This is a genomic window from Poriferisphaera sp. WC338, from assembly GCF_050931845.1.
GTDB lineage: Bacteria > Planctomycetota > Phycisphaerae > Phycisphaerales > Phycisphaeraceae > Poriferisphaera.
In genome coordinates this window covers 2,951,747-2,968,103 of sequence record NZ_CP194516.1, presented here as the reverse complement: position 1 = coordinate 2,968,103, position 16,357 = coordinate 2,951,747, and the positions used below count along the sequence as shown (strand labels likewise).

The following is a 16,357-nucleotide window of genomic DNA, read 5'->3' as shown; positions in this document are numbered from 1 at the left end:
CCTTCTTCATGTCACCTTGACTATTTTAGTTTGGCGTAAACTTGCGCGGCTTTCTCGCGGAGGTTTTTATGTACTTCGTCACGTGTTTGGCCTTCTGCGAAGATGGTGCAGATGTGTTCGCCTTTGCGGATGGGCGCGCCGGGCTTGGGGACGTTAGCGACGAAGTGTTCACCGAAAACATCGAAGAAATCAGCGTCAATCATGCCGGGTTTTTTGGCGCGGACGGAAGCTTTGCCGGACATGAGGCCATTTTGTGTAGGCTTGCTGGTTTTGCTAGTGGGGCTGTTCATCATGGGGGCACCTTTGCAACGTTCGAGGACTTCGACACTGGCAGTGTAGCGGGGGTTTACTTCAATTGGCCAAAGACGGCCAGCGTAATCCATGATCCAGTCGATACCGAAGATGCCGCGGAGGTCGTGCCTTTGGGTGAGGGCGACGGCGACTTGGCTGATGGCGGCTCGTGATTTTTCCTGAAGGTCGATCTCGCCGATGGAGCCGACGTAGTTGAAGAGGTCGGCACCAAAATCCCAATCGCCGACGATCATTTCGCTAGCGCCGAGGAATTGGACGCTCCACCCATCGGCGCGGAAGACTGTGCCAATGGGGATACCTTGGATGTATTGCTGGAGGTATTCGGTGCGGTCAAGTGTGCCGGGGCTACCATGTTTGAAGCTGCCAGTCGTGTCCCAATGTCGAATGCCTTCGCCACCGCTGCCGCGTCTTGGTTTGACGATGTATTTACGTCGGTCCCATACGCCGAAGACGCTGAGGGTGACGCGACTCCAGAAGTCGTCGATGGTGCGCGTGCGGCAGGCTTTGATGCCTTTGATTTTGATTTTTTTCAGGCCATCTTCATTGAGGACATCAATTTGACGGACGGCTTTGATGGCGTCGGCGTTAGAGCCGATGATCTCGCGGCCAAAGGTAATCGCTTCCCAGACGGTAGGGTGGTTTTCGAGATCGCCGGTCATCATGATCGGTGCACTGGCGGGCGCTTTCTGTACCAGTTCCGGCAGTTTGTGGGGGTAATCTCTGGGATCGACTTTGAGCGAATGGGCGATGCGTTGCGTGTCGCGAGCGCTGATGCAATCAATGACCCAAGGCTCATAGCCTGCGCGGCGCGCACTAACCGCCGCAGCCCTGCCGCTTCTGCCGACGATCACAATCGGTTCACTCATGAATACATCTTACCCGGTATAGGTTGATTGTGATGTGTTAGCTGGTGGCTTCGGCTTCTTCGATCTCGTCGGCAGCCTTGTTCTCGGATTCTTTTTCCTTGGCCCATGTGGGGAGTTGCTCAAGGCTCTTACCGTACTTGAAGGTGATGACGTTGCACTTGCGGCAACGCCAGGCCATGACATGATTTGGTCGCATGACCGCGTGCGTGCCGGGGAGGTTTTCGGCGAATTCGTGCCCTTCACCTTTGCGACCGTTGACCCAGGTGAGCCCGGTGCTGACAGGCAGGCTACCCTCGTCCATGATCGCATGACAACTGGGACATCTAACTGATCGTGATTCAAGATTCGCCATGATCTAACCTTTCAGATGAATGGTTACCCCTCGTTGAATGTTGCTGTTTTCGATGAAGATATTCTCACCTCACGCTCTTTGGCATGCAAGGATTTTGTGATGCGGAAAGATGCTGAAATGGTGATGATGTGTGTGCATGAGAAAACCCGAACACGTTTTGTGCTCGGGTTTGGAGGGATCTACTTAGTGGGTGGGTCAGCGGGCGAATTCAACGGTTCGCATTTCACGCATGACGGTGACTTTGATTTCGCCGGGGAAAGTCATCTCTTCGCTGACACGCTTGGCGATGTCACGTGCAATGTAGGCACAGGTCGAATCGTCGATGTTGTCGGGGTCGACGATCACGCGGACTTCGCGGCCGGCTTGGATGGCGTAAGCGGTGTTGACACCCTTGTGGCTGGTGGCGATGCCTTCGAGTTGTTCGAGGCGCTTGACATATTTTTCCAAGGTCTCGCGGCGAGCACCGGGCCTTGCGCCGCTGATCGCGTCGGCGGCCATGACGATGGGCGTGTAAGGTGTGGTGGAGGGGATATCATTGTGGTGGCCGCCGATAGCGTTGAGGACGGCTTCTTTCTCGCCGAACTTTTTGCAGAACTCCATACCGATGGCAGGGTGGCCGCCTTCGACTTCGTGGTCCATGGCTTTGCCGATGTCGTGGAGGAAGCCGCAGCGCCGCGCGATTTCACCATCAAGCCCAAGTTCGTTGGCAATGGTTTGGCAGAGGTATGCGACTTCGATGGAGTGGCGGAGGATATTCTGGCCGTAGGACATGCGGTAGTGCAGTCGTCCGACCATTTCGGCGATGCGTGGGTGCAGGCCTTGGATGTTGGCTTCGATGCAGGCGTCTTTGCCGAACTTCATGATGCGCTGCTGCATTTCCTTGTTGATTTGTTCGACGATTTCTTCGATGCGTGCGGGGTGGATGCGACCGTCATCGAGTAGTTTTTGCAGTGCTTCAGCGGCAACAGCACGACGGACCGGATCGAAGCAGCTGACGACGATGACGCCGGGGGTGTCGTCGACGATGACGTCTACACCGGTGGCTTTTTCAAAGGCGCGGATGTTGCGGCCTTCACGGCCGATGACGCGTCCCTTCATGTCATCACTCGGAATGGCGATGGCGCTAACGGTCGAATCACTGGTGTGTTCGGAGGCGTAACGCTGGATAGCCATGAGGGTGATACGTTGTGCGTTTTCTTTGGATTCTTCTTCGACGCGATCATTGATGCGTTGAATGATCTGGCCGGCTTCGTGCTGGCATTCACGTTCGACGGATTTAAGCGCTTCTTTACGAGCGTCATCTTCACTCAAACTGCTGATGCGGAGCAGGGTTTGCTTCTGCTCTTTCTGTGCTTCATCCAAGAGGTTTTCGTATTTGGCAGTAAGGTCTTTGAGATCGTGATCGCGTTTGTCGAGTTGCCCCTCGCGGCTTTTGATCTTGTTGTCCAGATCAACGAGGTATTTTTCCTTGGTGGTCAAGGTATCGAGCTTGCGGTCGAGATTGTCTTCTCGTTTGGTCAGGCGACGCTCATTTTCTTTCAGCTCGTTACGCTGTGATTCGGCTTCTTTCTCGAAAGTTTCACGGCGCATGGCCAGTTCGTTTCGAGCATCAAGTTCGAGTTGTTTGCGGAGGGTTTCACCTTCAGATTTGGCTCGATCGGTGATGTCGGTAGCTTCTTTTTGCGCTTTGGCGATGGTCTGCTTGCCGGTGAGCCACATGACGGTAAGGACGACGACGGCGGTGATAATGCCAGTAAAAATGGCGACGATGAGATCGCTCTGATCGAGCCCGAGCCCGCCAGATGGTGCCGCGGGTGCAGCTTGGTTTAACGTGTAAATGAATCCATCAATCATCTAAGGTACCCCTTACCGTAAGCAGCACGATAAAAATGCCTGCTCCGGGGATTGGGGCACGCTCACGAGTTTTGCCTGATGCAAGTTCAACACCCCTGCATCTTGGGCAGCATCGTTGTCGCTAGTGTCTGAATCAGAAATAGAACAAGTGGATGAGTCGAAGAAGCGATTCTTCACCCAAACCCGGTAAAAGCTGACACCACAAAACATCACAAACACGCGCCTGACTAGACGTCACGCGGCTGACCACTCTCCCACTGTTTCGCTTTTACCGGTTGGTGTAACAAATCTTTTCTGCTTTTCTGGCTTCTCTTTAGAAACCAAGGTTGTCCATCTTCAATCTATCCGCCTGTTGGCAGGGCACTTGCACTGCACTTGATTCAGACGGCCACGTGTGATCAGATTTTTATGATCAGCTGCGTGGCTTTAGCGGCCTCACGAGCTTAACTCGATTCGTGCCGAATTTATCCGCTTTCGCGGTGTATGATCTCATTCCTACCAGATGGTTCACGATCCCTGTCAAACGAGTCATTCATCAATTTTTTACAGAATGGGCTCTGATCGTGAAATATCGTGGTTTCCCTGATATTCACAAACGCTGTGAATGGACTTAACTCTACCTATTGCAGATATTTCGTCAAGTCTTAACCATGAGAATCAGATGACAGGAACACGGTAACGCCCGATCCAGTTTTCATGTCATGATGTGGCCACATCTTATTAATTAATAGCGAGTTAGCGATCTGAGCTTTACAAGCGAACTGTTGGCTGCAATACTACTGCGGTTCCAGTGATGGAAATTCACCCGGCCGTCCGGATCTCGGTTCCGGACCAGCATAAAAAGCCTCGTCATACGGGGTTTTAGGATCGTGGGTTCGACCCCCACACGGCCACTTGCCCGGTTCATGACGCTTCCCAAACGCAGCGGCGCGTGACATAGCCGGCCTTTTTTATCTCAGTCGCTGCGCAGGAAGTACAGACATGGTCCCACGCGAACCAGCACGTAATCCGAATCTTGGGTTTTTGTATGTTCCCCCTTACCGTATTCAAGGCATCTCCATTGCCGGCGAACAAACCGTCATTCAAGTTCCGGAACTTGATCTCACTTTTGACATCGGTCTTTGCCCTCGCGCGACACTGACTTCCAACTATGCCGCCCTGACTCACGGCCATATGGATCATGCGGCTGGCATTGCGTACTACTTCTCTCAACGCTATTTCCAGGGCATGGGGATTGGTACGGTGATCTGCCCGAAGCCAATCGAGCAGGCGATCCATAATGTGATGAGTGCGTGGGTGGATCTTGAAGCGCAGAAGACACCGTACAAGGTGTTGGGTTTTGAGCCGGGTGATGAGTTGGAGATCAAGAACAATATTTTCTTGCGTGCATTTGAAACACAGCACACGGTGCCGTCGCTTGGGTACAACGTGATCGAGAAGCGGTCGAAGTTACGTCCTGATTTGGTGGGTTTGCCGCAGGAGCAGTTGCTGAAGTTGAAAGAGCAGGGGGAAGAGATCACGCAGATTTTGCGGATTCCGTTGGTGTGTTATACCGGGGACACGATGTGGGGGCCGCACTTTGAGAATGAGGAGGTGCTTGGCTCGCAGATCTTGATTACAGAGTGCACATTCTTGGAATCGGATCACAAATCTCGGGCCTCAGTGGGTAAACATTTGCATCTGGATAATATTGCGGAGCTGATGGAGCGGGCGACGTCAGAGGCGGTGGTGCTGGTGCACACATCGCGGCGGACGCACATCTCGCAGGTTCGAAAGATGGTGCTGGATCGTGTGCCGCGGAAGCATCATGATCGTTTGTTTGTGCTCATGGATAATCGGACGAACAAGCTGCGGTATCAGAAGCAAATGGCTGAGGCGGAAGCACTGGAGCAGAAGTGACTTGTAAGGTGAGATGAAAAAGAACAAGCCGTGTGGAGCAGTTGCTTTGGGCGGCTTTTTATTTGGCGTTACACTGTGAAGCACGATGGCTGAAGTGAAACCGTTTCAACTTGTGATTGATGAGCATATCGAGCAGCAATTGCCAGCGGATCATCCGTGCGCGGTTTTGCTGGGCGGGGTAGAAGGCTCACGTGTGAATGCTTGCGGAAGGGTAGGGGATGCGGATGTGATGCTGCGGTTTAATGATGAAGAGCAGCGGCTTGAGATTCATTTTTTGAAAAAATTTGCGGAGCTTGGGTCCCAGCCGGCGCCGCTGTTTTTGAACTTTACGCATTTGGATATCACAACGTCATTTGGTCGGTCGTTCAAGCAGCCACTTGCGAAGGCGGTCGGATTGAAGAAGGGGATGGAGAAGCCTCGGGTATTAGATGCGACGGCTGGGCTGGGCGAGGATGCGTTTTTGATGGCGGCATTGGGTTGTACGGTGTATTGCGTGGAACGGCATCCGCTGGTGCATCTGCTTTTGACAGAGGTGCTACACCGGACAAGCGGTTACATGGATCCGTATCCTGAGATTGTGGAGCGGATGAGTTTGTCGGGCGGAGATGCGGTGAGTGAGATGCAGCGAATGATTGACGCAGGGAGTGATGATTACGACGCAGTATATCTTGACCCGATGTATCCGGAGAAAAAGCGGCATAAGTCGGCGCGAACGCGGAAGCCGATCTGGTTTTTGCGGAATCTTTTAGCTGGTGAAACAGCGGATGACGAACAGATTTTGTTTGAGGCAGCCCTAGAGTTGGCGTGCAAACGTGTGGTGGTAAAGCGGCCGAACCACGCGCCAGTGCTTCAGGCAGAAGGTTATGCCAAGCCAGCGGTGAGTCATAAGGCGAAGAATTTTCGGTTTGATGTCTACCCTCGGAAGTAGTTCAATTAAACCAGGGTGAAGGTTCTCTGCACCTTATTCCCGCATCGTCATTGAAACGCTTAGTTTGACTTGCGTCTTCTGATCAACATCAAGCTTCCCAAACCAATCAACGCGATTGAACTTGGCTCAGGTATGATTTCTAAACTTTTCAAAGTCATTTCGATCCAGCCGTTGGGGAGCGATGCGCCTGAGCCGAAGAATTGGAAGTAGGGGGTGTGGTAGATGTTGTCGCGTTCGGTTTCATTCGCAAACGTTACCAGCCCACTGTTAAAGAGGGTATTCGGGTTCGGCGTTCCAAGATTGAAGATGTTTCCGTGATTTGGATGTGTACTATTTGTTCTTAGCTCCAGCACGACGCCATCACTACTGTCATCCGTTTCAAAATTGATGTAGTTCCACCCACCAACTTGACCGGGGGCGCGATCCCATAAATGAAGTTCTGCATTACTGTTTAAAACAAATGCGGAATTGCCAGTTGTTGTTGTGAATGTGACTTGGTTGAAAATGGTGCCTGAGTAACGCGTTGATGAACCGCCTTGATTTTGTATGTTTGATTCCAGCACTAAAGTATCTGGAATCGTAAAGATGATTTCACCGCCGGTGATTGCGTTGTAGTTGAGGCTGTCTGAGGCGTTGAGGTCGCCAACGTCTTCGATGATGCCGAAGGTTGCACGATAAACCGTTGCGTCAGTTGGGGTGCTAATAACTAAACCGCTGACGAGCAGCACAGAACAAGTCAATATTTCGCGTATCATACGTTTCTCCTCGTGATCGCGTTGCTGATCAGACTAGATAAAAGATTTATCGTTTTCGATTCATCCGATATGCATTATGGCGAGTTGCTTCCTCTAATCAATATTAAATTGCTTCGTAAATGAATGTCGCCGGACTTGGCCTAGGTGCTACTACTAGGCTTTCTGATTCCAAACCAACTTCGTCTTTGAGCAATCAATACCTTTTAATTGCAAGAAAAAACCGGAACCAAGTTTGGCTCCGGTTATTGAGTTTTTGTGATTGTTGACTAATCGCTGATTTAGAGGAGGTGAGGTTAGGCGGTTACGTCAGCGGCAGGGGTGTGGGACTGACGGGGCTTGTGGGCGCCGAGGAGGAGAAGCATCGGTGAGGCGATGGCGATCGAGGAATAGGTACCTACGACGACGCCGATGAGCATCGCGAAGGCGAAGCCGTGGACGCCGGTTCCGCCGAGGATGTAGAGAGTGAGGACGGCTAGGAGGGTGGTGCCGGAGGTCAGCACAGTACGGCTGATGGTTTGGTTGATGGAGTTGTTAACGATCTCCGGTGTAACATAGCTGAGGCGGCCACGGTTTTCGCGAATGCGGTCAAAGACGACGATGGTGTCGTTGAGTGAGTAGCCGACGATGGTGAGGAGCGCGGCGATCATGGCGAGATCGATCTTGAACGGGTCGAGTAGGATGAGCTTGAAGAGCTCTTCTTCATAGAGCCAACCAGAGATGGCGACAAGTCCGAGGGTGATGGCGACGTCGTGGACGAGTGCCGCGATGGCGGCGATGCCGTAACGGAGTGAACCGAACCGGAACCAGATGTAAGCGACAACCGCGAGCAGCGAGAGGATCATCGCGACGATGGCCTGTTGCTTCATGGTTTCGGAAACTTGGCTGGAGAAGTTGGTCACGCCGGCGAGTGATGTGTCGCGTTGCAGAGCGTCACGAACAAGGTTCCACTCGGTGTCGGCGAGCCCGGTGCGATCAGTTAACTCATCAGGGTTCTCGGCGTAGTTGGTGTTCGCGTCACGTGTGACGACAACGACGCTGTTGTAAGTTGGGAGTTCCTTCTCGGTGCCGTTGGCTTGCTTAACCATCGTGGTACCAACTTTGTTGATGCCGATGACTTCCGAGGGGCGATAGCCCAGTTCTTCGTAGGCGGGTTGCAAACGCATGCGGCCAACACGCTGCTCGATGTCTTCGAGCGTCGTGGGTTGGCTGAGGTCGCTAAGTACGACTGCCACGCCACCGAGGTATTCCTGCACGTTGGCAGAGAGGAGAGGCTCGCCGATGTCAGCACCGAGGTCTTGCGACTTGATGGCGAAGACGGGTGCAGCTCCGACGTTTGGTGCGTCGACGCCTTTGAACTCGATGGGTTGTGTGGTTTCGAGGAGGTCGCCGAATGCAGCTTTGGTCAAGCCGGAGACAGCTTGTGAATCTTGCAAGAGTGTTGAGATGCTAAAGCCACGTGAGAGGACGACGTTACCTTCCTGTGTGGTTTTGCCTTCAGTGATGACATCCGCTTCCTGATAGTCTTCGAAGTCGACTGTGTTGCCGGCGGCTTTCACTTCGTCGAGCGTTGGAAGGATGGCGGCGTAGATTTTGCGCTGCGCTTCTGAGAGTTGTTCGGGTTTGAAGCCGGGCGCTTGTGAGAGGGCGGCTACTTCGCCGAAGGAAGCAACGCGGTCACGTACTTCGCTGAGTGGCAAGGTTTCGCCTGCTTTGAGTTCGAAGGAGACTTGCGTGCCGGAGCGGAATTCGATGTCGAGCATTTCGCCGCCGCGGAGGAAGACGGTGCTGATGCCCGCCGTTGCGAGGATGAAGCTGATGATGAAGAAGCCGTGACGGAGACCGACCCAGCTGATTTTTGGCGAAAGGAGTTTGCGGATTGCGGGGATCATCGTAGGCAGCATCGCGATGCCCTTTGGCTTGGCGTAGATCATGACCAAGTCGATGAAGACACGCGTGCAGAAGAGTGCCGTGAAGAGTGTGGCGATGATACCGATACCGAGCGTGACGGCGAAGCCTTTGACTTCGGCGCTGGCGGTGTAGCCAAGCACGAGACAGGTGATGAGGGTGGTAATGTTGGCGTCGAGGATGGTGGAGAATGCTTTGGCGAAGCCTTCGCGGACGGACGCTTCAAGATCGCGACCGCCTTCAAGTTCCTCGCGGATACGTTCAAAAATAAGGACGTTGGCGTCGACAGCCATACCAATTGTGAGGACGATACCTGCGATACCGGGGAGGGTGAAGGTTGCTTGGACGAGTGACATGACGCCGAGGATTATGGCCATGTTTGCGAAGAGGGCGAAGTCTGCGATGAGGCCTGCCCAGAGGTAGTAAAAGGCCATGAAGATAGCGACGAGGACGATGGCCCAGACGGCGGCTTGCAGGCCTGCGTCGAGGTTGTCCTGGCCGAGTTGCGGGCCGGTGGTTTTGATGGAGATGGGCGCGTCGCCGAGTTCACCTTCGAGGGAGCCAGCTTTGAGCGTGCGGACGAGGTAGGTGAGGTAGGCGGGACGGAAACCATTGCGGCCACCAGTGATGATACCGGAGCCGCCGATGGTGTCGTTGATCTGCGGAGCGGAGATGGCTTTGCCGTCGAGGACGATGGCCATCTGGTCGCCTTTGTGTTGGCTGGTGAGGCTACGCATGAGGTTGGCACCGACAGCGTCCATGCCGAAGGAAACAGCGGGGAAGCCGCGTTCATCTGCGGTTTGGCGGACGGTGGCGAGATTCCAGTCGCCTTGTGCGTGAGTGATCGCGTCGCGGTCGGTGTTGCCGAGGAGGATGTAGAACTGATCGTTGTAAAGGGAGCCAACCATGTTACGGGCAGCAGCAAAGTACGTGGCAGGATCTTGTCTGGCGCGGACACGTTCATCTGGATCTTCGATGAATTTTTCAATGTCGGCGATAGCGAACCAGCGATAGGTTTGGCCAGCGCCGAAGCGTGGGCCTTTTTCTTGAAGTTGAGTGATGTAGCTGGTTGAATCGATGGCAGGATTGTTGGCTGAGGCGGCGATACGGAACTCAAGCACACCTGAGCCACGGAGTAGGGCAATCAGATCGTTGGGATCGTCCAGTGGTCCTTTGACTTTGATGTAGTCTTCAAACGCGGCGGCGACAGTATTGATTTGGTCAGCACGGTTGGGATGCTGTTTGATCAGACGCTCGATGCCTTCGTTGCGAGCTTTGATGCCAGCTTCGCCAGGTAGCGCATTGCCAAGATCAAGTACGCCTTCAAGTTCGGCAGGGGTGATGTTGGCTTCGAGGACTTCGTTCTCAAGCTTGTTGTACGTCTCCTTGGCGTTGACGTAGTTTATGGTGGCTTGAATCATTTGGTCTTCGAGAGTTTTCGTTTGCTGGGCAGCAGCAGCTCTTTCTTCGGTGGTTGCGGTGGCAGGAAGAGCAGCTTGTGCGGCTTCTGCATTCGCAAAGGCTTCAGTGAGTGTTTCGTAGGGTGTGACGGTTTGTTCAAACGCGGTGTAGGCAGTTTCAAGTTTTTCGAGTTCGCTTAGGAACTCAGCATTGCCACCGGAGATGCGATTGAATTCTTCCTGACGTTGTTCAGTTGGTGCGCGGAGTGCAGTAGTGAGCGATTGTTTACTGAGGTTTGCTTCGAGTAGTGCATCACGTGCGTCGACATAAGCGTCGCGGCGTTTCTCAGTGACGGGGTCTGGGAGCGCCATCTGGATCTCGATGCGGTTGCCGGCAATTTGCCGCCAGACGAGGTTTTTGGTGCCGGTGGGGTCGACACGGCGACGCAAGACGGCGATGGTTTCATCGATCACACGCTTGGGGTCGGCAGTGCCTTCAGGCACATTCACGTTGTAGGTCAGGGTGCTTCCACCTTTGAGGTCGAGGCCGAGTTTCAGCTTCTGTTCAGGTGGGTAGAGAAGTGCAAAAAAGCCTGCAACTACAAGGAAAATGAGGATCGGCTTCCAGATAGGGTATTTCATGCTCTCGTCGCTTTATTGAATGAATCTTCTGAGAATTAATATTGTATGTATGTTTGTTGGCGTGATTGTCGAAGGAGCTTTTACTCTTCGATGACGCTTTGGATGGCGGAGCGGTTGAACGTCATTTTGGTGTTGGTGTTCTCGTCGATTTTGACGATGACGTTGTCTTCACGAATGTCCATGACGGTACCGATGATGCCGCCGATGGATTGGACTTTGGAGCCCTTTTTCATCTGTGCGAGTAGTGCGGCTTTGCGTTTCTTTTCTTTACGCTGGCTGCTGCCAGAGAAAATAAACATCAGCAGCACAAAGCCAATGAGGATCCAGATGAATGCGCCGCCAAAGGGAGATGAGGGTGGTGGGTTTTGAGTGCCACCTGCAGGAGCGCCGGGAGCGCCTGTTGTTGAGGTTTGTCCGGGGGCGGCAGTGACACCTGCGTCGGGTGGGTTATGGCCGGTGGCGGTTTCGCCTGCAGGTGCTTCTGTTTGTGCGAGGATTAGAACATTTTGTTCAAACATGTCGGTCTCTCTTTTCTATCGTCGTCTTTCCGGCGCTGCTGAGCAGCCGGCCCTGATCGTTATGATTTCATGTGTGTCGGTAATGATTGGCGGCATATATGTGCCGGGCCGTCATCGGCTTCGTGCTGCAACAAGCAGCTTGCCTGTGATCCCGAAAATTGAATGCTGTAGAGTCGGTTGTCTTTATGCTGATAACAACCATACGCCCAAGCACGGCCGGGGATCGTTTCTTTTGCTTGTGCAGGGATTTATTGCAATCCCGTTTGTCTATTCTGACAGAACATTGGGGTGGGCGCGGTTGATGATAAGTTTAGTGTTCATCATCAAATGCGACCGGCCAGTTCCGCCGGATTAAAGACCAGTCATTCTCTCGGATCGCGGTGCGGATGTCCAACATGAACCGCTGGAAGTGGCGGATGTTGTGGGCAGAAACAAGGATGCCGCCAAGCATTTCGCCGGTTTGGAAGAGATGTCGGAGATAGGATCGAGAGAATCCGCCAGCACAGGTGGGGCAATCGCATCCGGGCTCAATGGGGCCGGGGTCGAGTTTGAATTTAGCGTTTTTAAGCCTTATTTGGCCAGCACTTGTGAATGCATTGCCGTTGCGGCCATTGCGTGTTGGCAGGACACAGTCGAACATGTCTACGCCTGATTGGACAGCGTGCAAGAGGTCTTTCTCATAACCTACGCCCATCAGGTATCGTGGTTTCTCATCGGGAAGCAGCGGCGCTGTAAATTCAACGACACGCTTGATTTGCGCCGGATCTTCTCCGACAGCCACGCCGCCGATCGCGTACCCCGGCAGATCGAATTCTGCCACCCGTTCCGCACACCATTGTCGTGCCTCCAAATCCGTCCCGCCCTGACAGATACCAAAGAGCGATTGTTCGGATTTACGGCTATGAGCCTTTACGCAGCGATCCAGCCAGCGGATGGTCCGCTCATTGGCGTCTTTGACTCGCTGAAGGTAGGCCGCGTCGTCGAGTTCTTCACCCATTCCCGGGAGTTGAGTTTGGGATTTTGGCCACCTTTTCTGAGAGGATGCCTCGCCGCCTTCAGCGGCATCAATGTCGGTATTGACCTCAATGGCGTCATCGGCTTGTGATTTGGCACGGAGTTTATCCACATCGCCTCTTGTGGGCTTGGTGGTCTTACCAGCTTTTTTGCCGGATGTATTTTGAAATTGAGCTGCACGCTGGAGGGCATGTGGATTCACAGTTTGAGCAGGCGGGCAGTCGTCGAAGGCCATCATGATGTCCGAGCCGAGATGGTTTTGTACTTGCATCGAGTATTCGGGGGTGAAGTCAATAAGCGATCCATTGAGATGATTGCGGAAGACGACGCCATCGTCGGTGATGCGATTGATGTCACCGAGGGAAAAGACTTGGAACCCGCCGGAATCGGTGAGGATGGGCTTGTCCCATCGCATCCAGTGATGGAGTCCGCCCATATCAGCGATCAATTCCGAGCCGGGCCGAAGCATGAGATGGTAGGTGTTGCCGAGGATGATCTGCGCGCCAAGGTGTGCGACCTGGTCAGGGAGTAGGCCTTTCACTGTGGCTTGTGTGCCGACGTTCATGAAGGCAGGTGTGTCGAACGATCCGTGCAGGGTGGTAACGCGGCCAAGGCGGGCCTTGGTGGTCGTGTCACGTTTGGCGATACAGAATTGGAGAGGTGAATCGGGCATTCGAGAGAGTTTAAGAGTTGGGGGGAGGGGAGGCAAAAGAGAAATTGTTGTAGCGTTCTGTGGGTGGTCATGATGCAATGGTGGTGAGACGGCGAAGTTTGAGCAGTATGATGAAGAGCATGATGAGCAAGGCGATGGGGGCAATCTGTGAAATGACAGGTATATGTAGGGGATGAATGAGCGGGTCTGCAAAGATGGTCAGGGTTCTGTACTGTTCAAGAATGTCGTCGTGAAATTCCCATTGGCCGTAGTCATTGGGGACGAGCCATTTGACGGCGAGATAGATGATGCGGCAGACATTGACGCCGTAGTAGAGTAGCTGAACGAAGAAGATGATGGCGAAGCACGTGAAGCCGTGTGAGAGGTTTTTGAGATGGATTTCGGCGGAAAGTTTTCTGAGATGGAGAAATAGAAGCAGCAGGCCGACAAGGTAGGCGTGTATGGCGAAGATGTATAAGTAATGCCTAGCGTTAGGCAAGAGCTGCGGCGCAATGATCAACAATCGGTCGAGATATGAAGTACCTGCGTAGAGGATGGTAAAGAGGAATGCGAGCTTGACAATGCTCGATTTTTTACTGTAGGGGTACGGTTTTTCTTGAAGGCAACAGATGGCGAAGAGGAGAAGTAATGGGGGTATGAGAAGAAAGAAACTTTCGACGTAGACAAAAAAAGCCGATGTGGACATGGATTTATTAAGTGTGAAGATAATGGGTGTAGCTAGGCAAGTGAGGGTGGTTGTCATCAGCGAGAGAAGGGCAAGTTTGGCTGTGCGTAGGTGGTCGGGAGAAGTGAATCGTAACGGTGGGTTGGAGATAGTTTCGAGGATGGGCAGGCCGCAGTCCGGGCAGACGGCGTCTGGTTTTTGTAGGCGCAATGTGTAGCCGCATTGAAGGCAGATGAGATCCGTGTCGATTCGTGTGCCACTTTCACGCTTTACTTTGGAAGTTGTTGTGCTCACGAGTGATCCTCAAGGTAGAACGGGATTGTTGATTCATAGATAGAGACGTTACCATTTTGATCGTGTTTCATAGTGGCAGGGTAATACAAAAACCCCTTCGGTGAAGGGGTTTGGAGTGGTTGTTTGGGAGAGGTTGGAAGTGGTCAAACTTCAGGGTACGAGGGGATGGGGCTTAGCCGGGAAGGGTTTCGCCTGGCTCAGGTTCAGCGTGATTGTAGAAGATTTCTGCGATCTTCTGGCCGAGCTCTTCGGCAATGCGGCGTTCATGGACCTGTTGAGTGCCGGTGCCATCGAGGTCTTCACGTTGGTAGAAGGTTTTGACAGTGACCATGTGGCCGGGCGGGGTGAGCGTAGTGTCGATGACGCGTTTGGCGTTTGTTGGGAAGAGGCGGTGGCCGGTCTTTGTTTCGATGAGTTTGATTTCAGCGGTGGCGGTAGGACGATAGACTTGCCCAGCGTAGCGTGTTTGGAATGCTTTGATGTTGATATAGATGACCTGATTCGCGCCAAGGCGGGAGCCAATCTTATCGATGGGTTGGCGGAGGTATTCTTTGCCGAGATCGGTTTGAAGTTTGATCAGATCACGTTGTGGGACGATGTACATGTCTTCCAGTTCTTCCTGGAAGGTGAGGTTATGTGCGACATTGGCGGCAATGACTTGTGCGAGATTGCCGCTGGGGAGAAGGCGATCCGGATCGTCGACCATGATGAGAGTCGGTTTGGGTTTGATCTCGTAGAGTGCGGGGATCTTCTTGCCATGGATTTGTTCAGCAATCCAACCAAAGCCAGCACAGCCTTGCAGCAGGACGGTGAGTGAGACAAGCACAGCGGTCATCAAGATGTTGTTACGCATGTTGTTCATCTAATCAAGAGTTAAAGGTTGTCTGGCGCAGGACGTTTACTTCTTTAGGCGTTTTACTTCGTGGTCATAGAACAGGCCGGCGGCGTCACGGGAAAACAAGGTGTTCATGCCTTGCTGAATGGCGACGTCATTGGAGTCCAGTGCGCCAACTTTGGAATCTTCCGGGAACTGGTTGCGAACGATCTGATGAAAGACCGCTTCAGAGGGATCTGGTGCGCCAGCGTCAATGAGGGTTACCGTGCCAGCAACAGAGCCACGCCATTGATGATTGTTGCCCGGCTCGTGTGTGCGATATTGGTTGAGTTCGATGATGATAATTGCATCGGTGCCAACAGCGTCGAGTAAGTCCGGGTAAGCAGAGGTATGCCAATATGGGTTTTCACGCTGGAATTCTTTGACATCCTTGGGCTTCATGAGTGTGATGGAATCAATGTTTTCCGAGAGGCGTTGTGAGATCATGTGCGACACACGGAAACGCGCATCAGGGTACATGAATAGGATACTGTCGTCGGCGGCGACAAGGACAGCAACGGATTTATCTTTAAGCTTGGTGTATTGCGCGGTGACTTCGGTGATTTCGATATCTGAGCCGTAGGGTGCTGCCATCCAGCCGAGGATGTTGCAGCCGGTGAGAGAGATCGAAGCGACCAGCAGGGTTGCGAGCAGAATAGCCGACTTGGTGTTGTTCATCTTATATGGTTCCATAAATCCGAGGCAGGAAAGTCTGTTAAGCGTTAACAGGATACCTGATGCGGGGCGGGGCGGGTAGGTTTGTGGTGTTGGTGACGGGTAAGGCAGGTGGGGTTATTGAATTTACGTTTGCGGGAGGGGCGGGGTTCATGGGGAGCGTGCGTTGTCAGCCACTGTGCGGGGTGAAATTTGTGACGAGGGTAAAGAGCCAAGCGAGGATGAAAAAGGCGATGAGCGGGATGATGAATTTGCGAGAACCGAGCATGCGGCCGAGCGGAGCAAGGGACATGCCGGTGATGAGGGACCAAAGTGAGATGAGGAAGAAGGCGGCAGTAGCGATGGCGAGTGCAGCACCGAAGGGCTGGGTGTAGAAAGCGGTGAGCAAGTGGCCGTGTGTAGCATGGGTGAAAGCGGTGGTCATGCCGCAGGTAAGGCAGGGCAAGCCGGTGTGGAGTTTGAAGCCGCAGACGGGCATGTTGAATGCTTCAGTGAGTCCGAAGGTAGGGGAGAGATATGATCCAACGGCGAGGAGGATCAAGCAGGAAAGAAAAATCGCTAACGCTGGCAGACGTGAGTGAGGTGTCGCTGGTGAGGCAAAGGTTGGCGTTGGTGATGTTGATTCATTCATACCGCTGGAGAATAAGATATCAGATGGTCGGGGTTGAATCATGGACTTTGCACGAAAACCGTGAGCTCGTGGCGATAAATGGGGTATGTGGATCAAATGGG

13 protein-coding genes are annotated in these 16,357 nt (G+C 53.2%); 2 read left to right on the top strand and 11 right to left on the bottom strand.

Annotation, left to right across the window (positions count from 1 at the left end; all coding sequences use genetic code 11):
- Positions 1-20: 20 nt before the first annotated feature.
- The 3 genes from ACQ6WK_RS12145 to rny form a co-directional block, all read right to left on the bottom strand.
- Positions 21-1,178: an ATP-grasp domain-containing protein gene (locus ACQ6WK_RS12145; RefSeq protein ID WP_432797647.1), complete on the bottom strand. Its 1,158-nt coding sequence runs from the start codon at positions 1,176-1,178 to the stop codon at positions 21-23.
- A 37-nt stretch (positions 1,179-1,215) separates the two neighbouring features.
- Complete coding sequence (locus tag ACQ6WK_RS12140) at positions 1,216-1,530, bottom strand: PF20097 family protein (protein ID WP_432797646.1); 315 nt, start codon at positions 1,528-1,530, stop codon at positions 1,216-1,218.
- 195 nt (positions 1,531-1,725) lie between these two features.
- Positions 1,726-3,384, bottom strand: coding sequence for a ribonuclease Y (rny, locus tag ACQ6WK_RS12135; RefSeq protein WP_432797645.1), 1,659 nt, complete (start codon positions 3,382-3,384; stop codon positions 1,726-1,728).
- Between the two features lie 981 nt (positions 3,385-4,365).
- Here rny and ACQ6WK_RS12130 point away from each other — a divergent pair.
- Together ACQ6WK_RS12130 and ACQ6WK_RS12125 are read left to right on the top strand one after the other, a co-directional pair.
- Complete coding sequence (locus ACQ6WK_RS12130; protein ID WP_432797644.1) at positions 4,366-5,283, top strand: MBL fold metallo-hydrolase; 918 nt, start codon at positions 4,366-4,368, stop codon at positions 5,281-5,283.
- Positions 5,284-5,368: 85 nt separating this feature from the next.
- Entirely contained in the window at positions 5,369-6,211 is an 843-nt protein-coding gene (locus ACQ6WK_RS12125; protein ID WP_432797643.1) for a class I SAM-dependent methyltransferase, read from the top strand.
- Positions 6,212-6,270: 59 nt separating this feature from the next.
- Here ACQ6WK_RS12125 and ACQ6WK_RS12120 read toward each other — a convergent pair whose 3' ends face one another.
- The 8 genes from ACQ6WK_RS12120 to ACQ6WK_RS12085 form a co-directional block, all read right to left on the bottom strand.
- On the bottom strand, positions 6,271-6,966 hold the full coding sequence (locus ACQ6WK_RS12120; protein ID WP_432797642.1) for a PEP-CTERM sorting domain-containing protein: 696 nt from the start codon (positions 6,964-6,966) through the stop codon (positions 6,271-6,273).
- 293 nt (positions 6,967-7,259) lie between these two features.
- Positions 7,260-10,913: a protein translocase subunit SecD gene (gene secD, locus ACQ6WK_RS12115; RefSeq protein ID WP_432797641.1), complete on the bottom strand. Its 3,654-nt coding sequence runs from the start codon at positions 10,911-10,913 to the stop codon at positions 7,260-7,262.
- Positions 10,914-10,993: 80 nt separating this feature from the next.
- Entirely contained in the window at positions 10,994-11,431 is a 438-nt protein-coding gene (gene yajC, locus ACQ6WK_RS12110; RefSeq protein WP_432797640.1) for a preprotein translocase subunit YajC, read from the bottom strand.
- Between the two features lie 310 nt (positions 11,432-11,741).
- Complete coding sequence (locus ACQ6WK_RS12105) at positions 11,742-13,118, bottom strand: tRNA guanosine(34) transglycosylase Tgt (protein WP_432797639.1); 1,377 nt, start codon at positions 13,116-13,118, stop codon at positions 11,742-11,744.
- Between the two features lie 67 nt (positions 13,119-13,185).
- Positions 13,186-14,076, bottom strand: coding sequence for a hypothetical protein (locus ACQ6WK_RS12100; RefSeq protein ID WP_432797638.1), 891 nt, complete (start codon positions 14,074-14,076; stop codon positions 13,186-13,188).
- A gap of 172 nt (positions 14,077-14,248) precedes the next feature.
- On the bottom strand, positions 14,249-14,929 hold the full coding sequence (locus ACQ6WK_RS12095) for a hypothetical protein (protein ID WP_432797637.1): 681 nt from the start codon (positions 14,927-14,929) through the stop codon (positions 14,249-14,251).
- 45 nt (positions 14,930-14,974) lie between these two features.
- Positions 14,975-15,628, bottom strand: coding sequence for a hypothetical protein (locus tag ACQ6WK_RS12090; RefSeq protein ID WP_432797636.1), 654 nt, complete (start codon positions 15,626-15,628; stop codon positions 14,975-14,977).
- 166 nt (positions 15,629-15,794) lie between these two features.
- Complete coding sequence (locus ACQ6WK_RS12085) at positions 15,795-16,298, bottom strand: DUF2752 domain-containing protein (protein ID WP_432797635.1); 504 nt, start codon at positions 16,296-16,298, stop codon at positions 15,795-15,797.
- Between the last annotated feature and the right edge of the window lie 59 nt (positions 16,299-16,357).

Coding starts and splice junctions, on each gene's coding strand:
- ACQ6WK_RS12145 (WP_432797647.1), bottom strand. CDS start 1,178: ATGAGTGAACCGATTGTGATCGTCGGCAGAAGCGGCAGGGCTGCGGCG.
- ACQ6WK_RS12140 (WP_432797646.1), bottom strand. CDS start 1,530: ATGGCGAATCTTGAATCACGATCAGTTAGATGTCCCAGTTGTCATGCG.
- rny (WP_432797645.1), bottom strand. CDS start 3,384: ATGATTGATGGATTCATTTACACGTTAAACCAAGCTGCACCCGCGGCA.
- ACQ6WK_RS12130 (WP_432797644.1), top strand. CDS start 4,366: ATGGTCCCACGCGAACCAGCACGTAATCCGAATCTTGGGTTTTTGTAT.
- ACQ6WK_RS12125 (WP_432797643.1), top strand. CDS start 5,369: ATGGCTGAAGTGAAACCGTTTCAACTTGTGATTGATGAGCATATCGAG.
- ACQ6WK_RS12120 (WP_432797642.1), bottom strand. CDS start 6,966: ATGATACGCGAAATATTGACTTGTTCTGTGCTGCTCGTCAGCGGTTTA.
- secD (WP_432797641.1), bottom strand. CDS start 10,913: ATGAAATACCCTATCTGGAAGCCGATCCTCATTTTCCTTGTAGTTGCA.
- yajC (WP_432797640.1), bottom strand. CDS start 11,431: ATGTTTGAACAAAATGTTCTAATCCTCGCACAAACAGAAGCACCTGCA.
- ACQ6WK_RS12105 (WP_432797639.1), bottom strand. CDS start 13,118: ATGCCCGATTCACCTCTCCAATTCTGTATCGCCAAACGTGACACGACC.
- ACQ6WK_RS12095 (WP_432797637.1), bottom strand. CDS start 14,929: ATGCGTAACAACATCTTGATGACCGCTGTGCTTGTCTCACTCACCGTC.
- ACQ6WK_RS12090 (WP_432797636.1), bottom strand. CDS start 15,628: ATGAACAACACCAAGTCGGCTATTCTGCTCGCAACCCTGCTGGTCGCT.
- ACQ6WK_RS12085 (WP_432797635.1), bottom strand. CDS start 16,298: ATGATTCAACCCCGACCATCTGATATCTTATTCTCCAGCGGTATGAAT.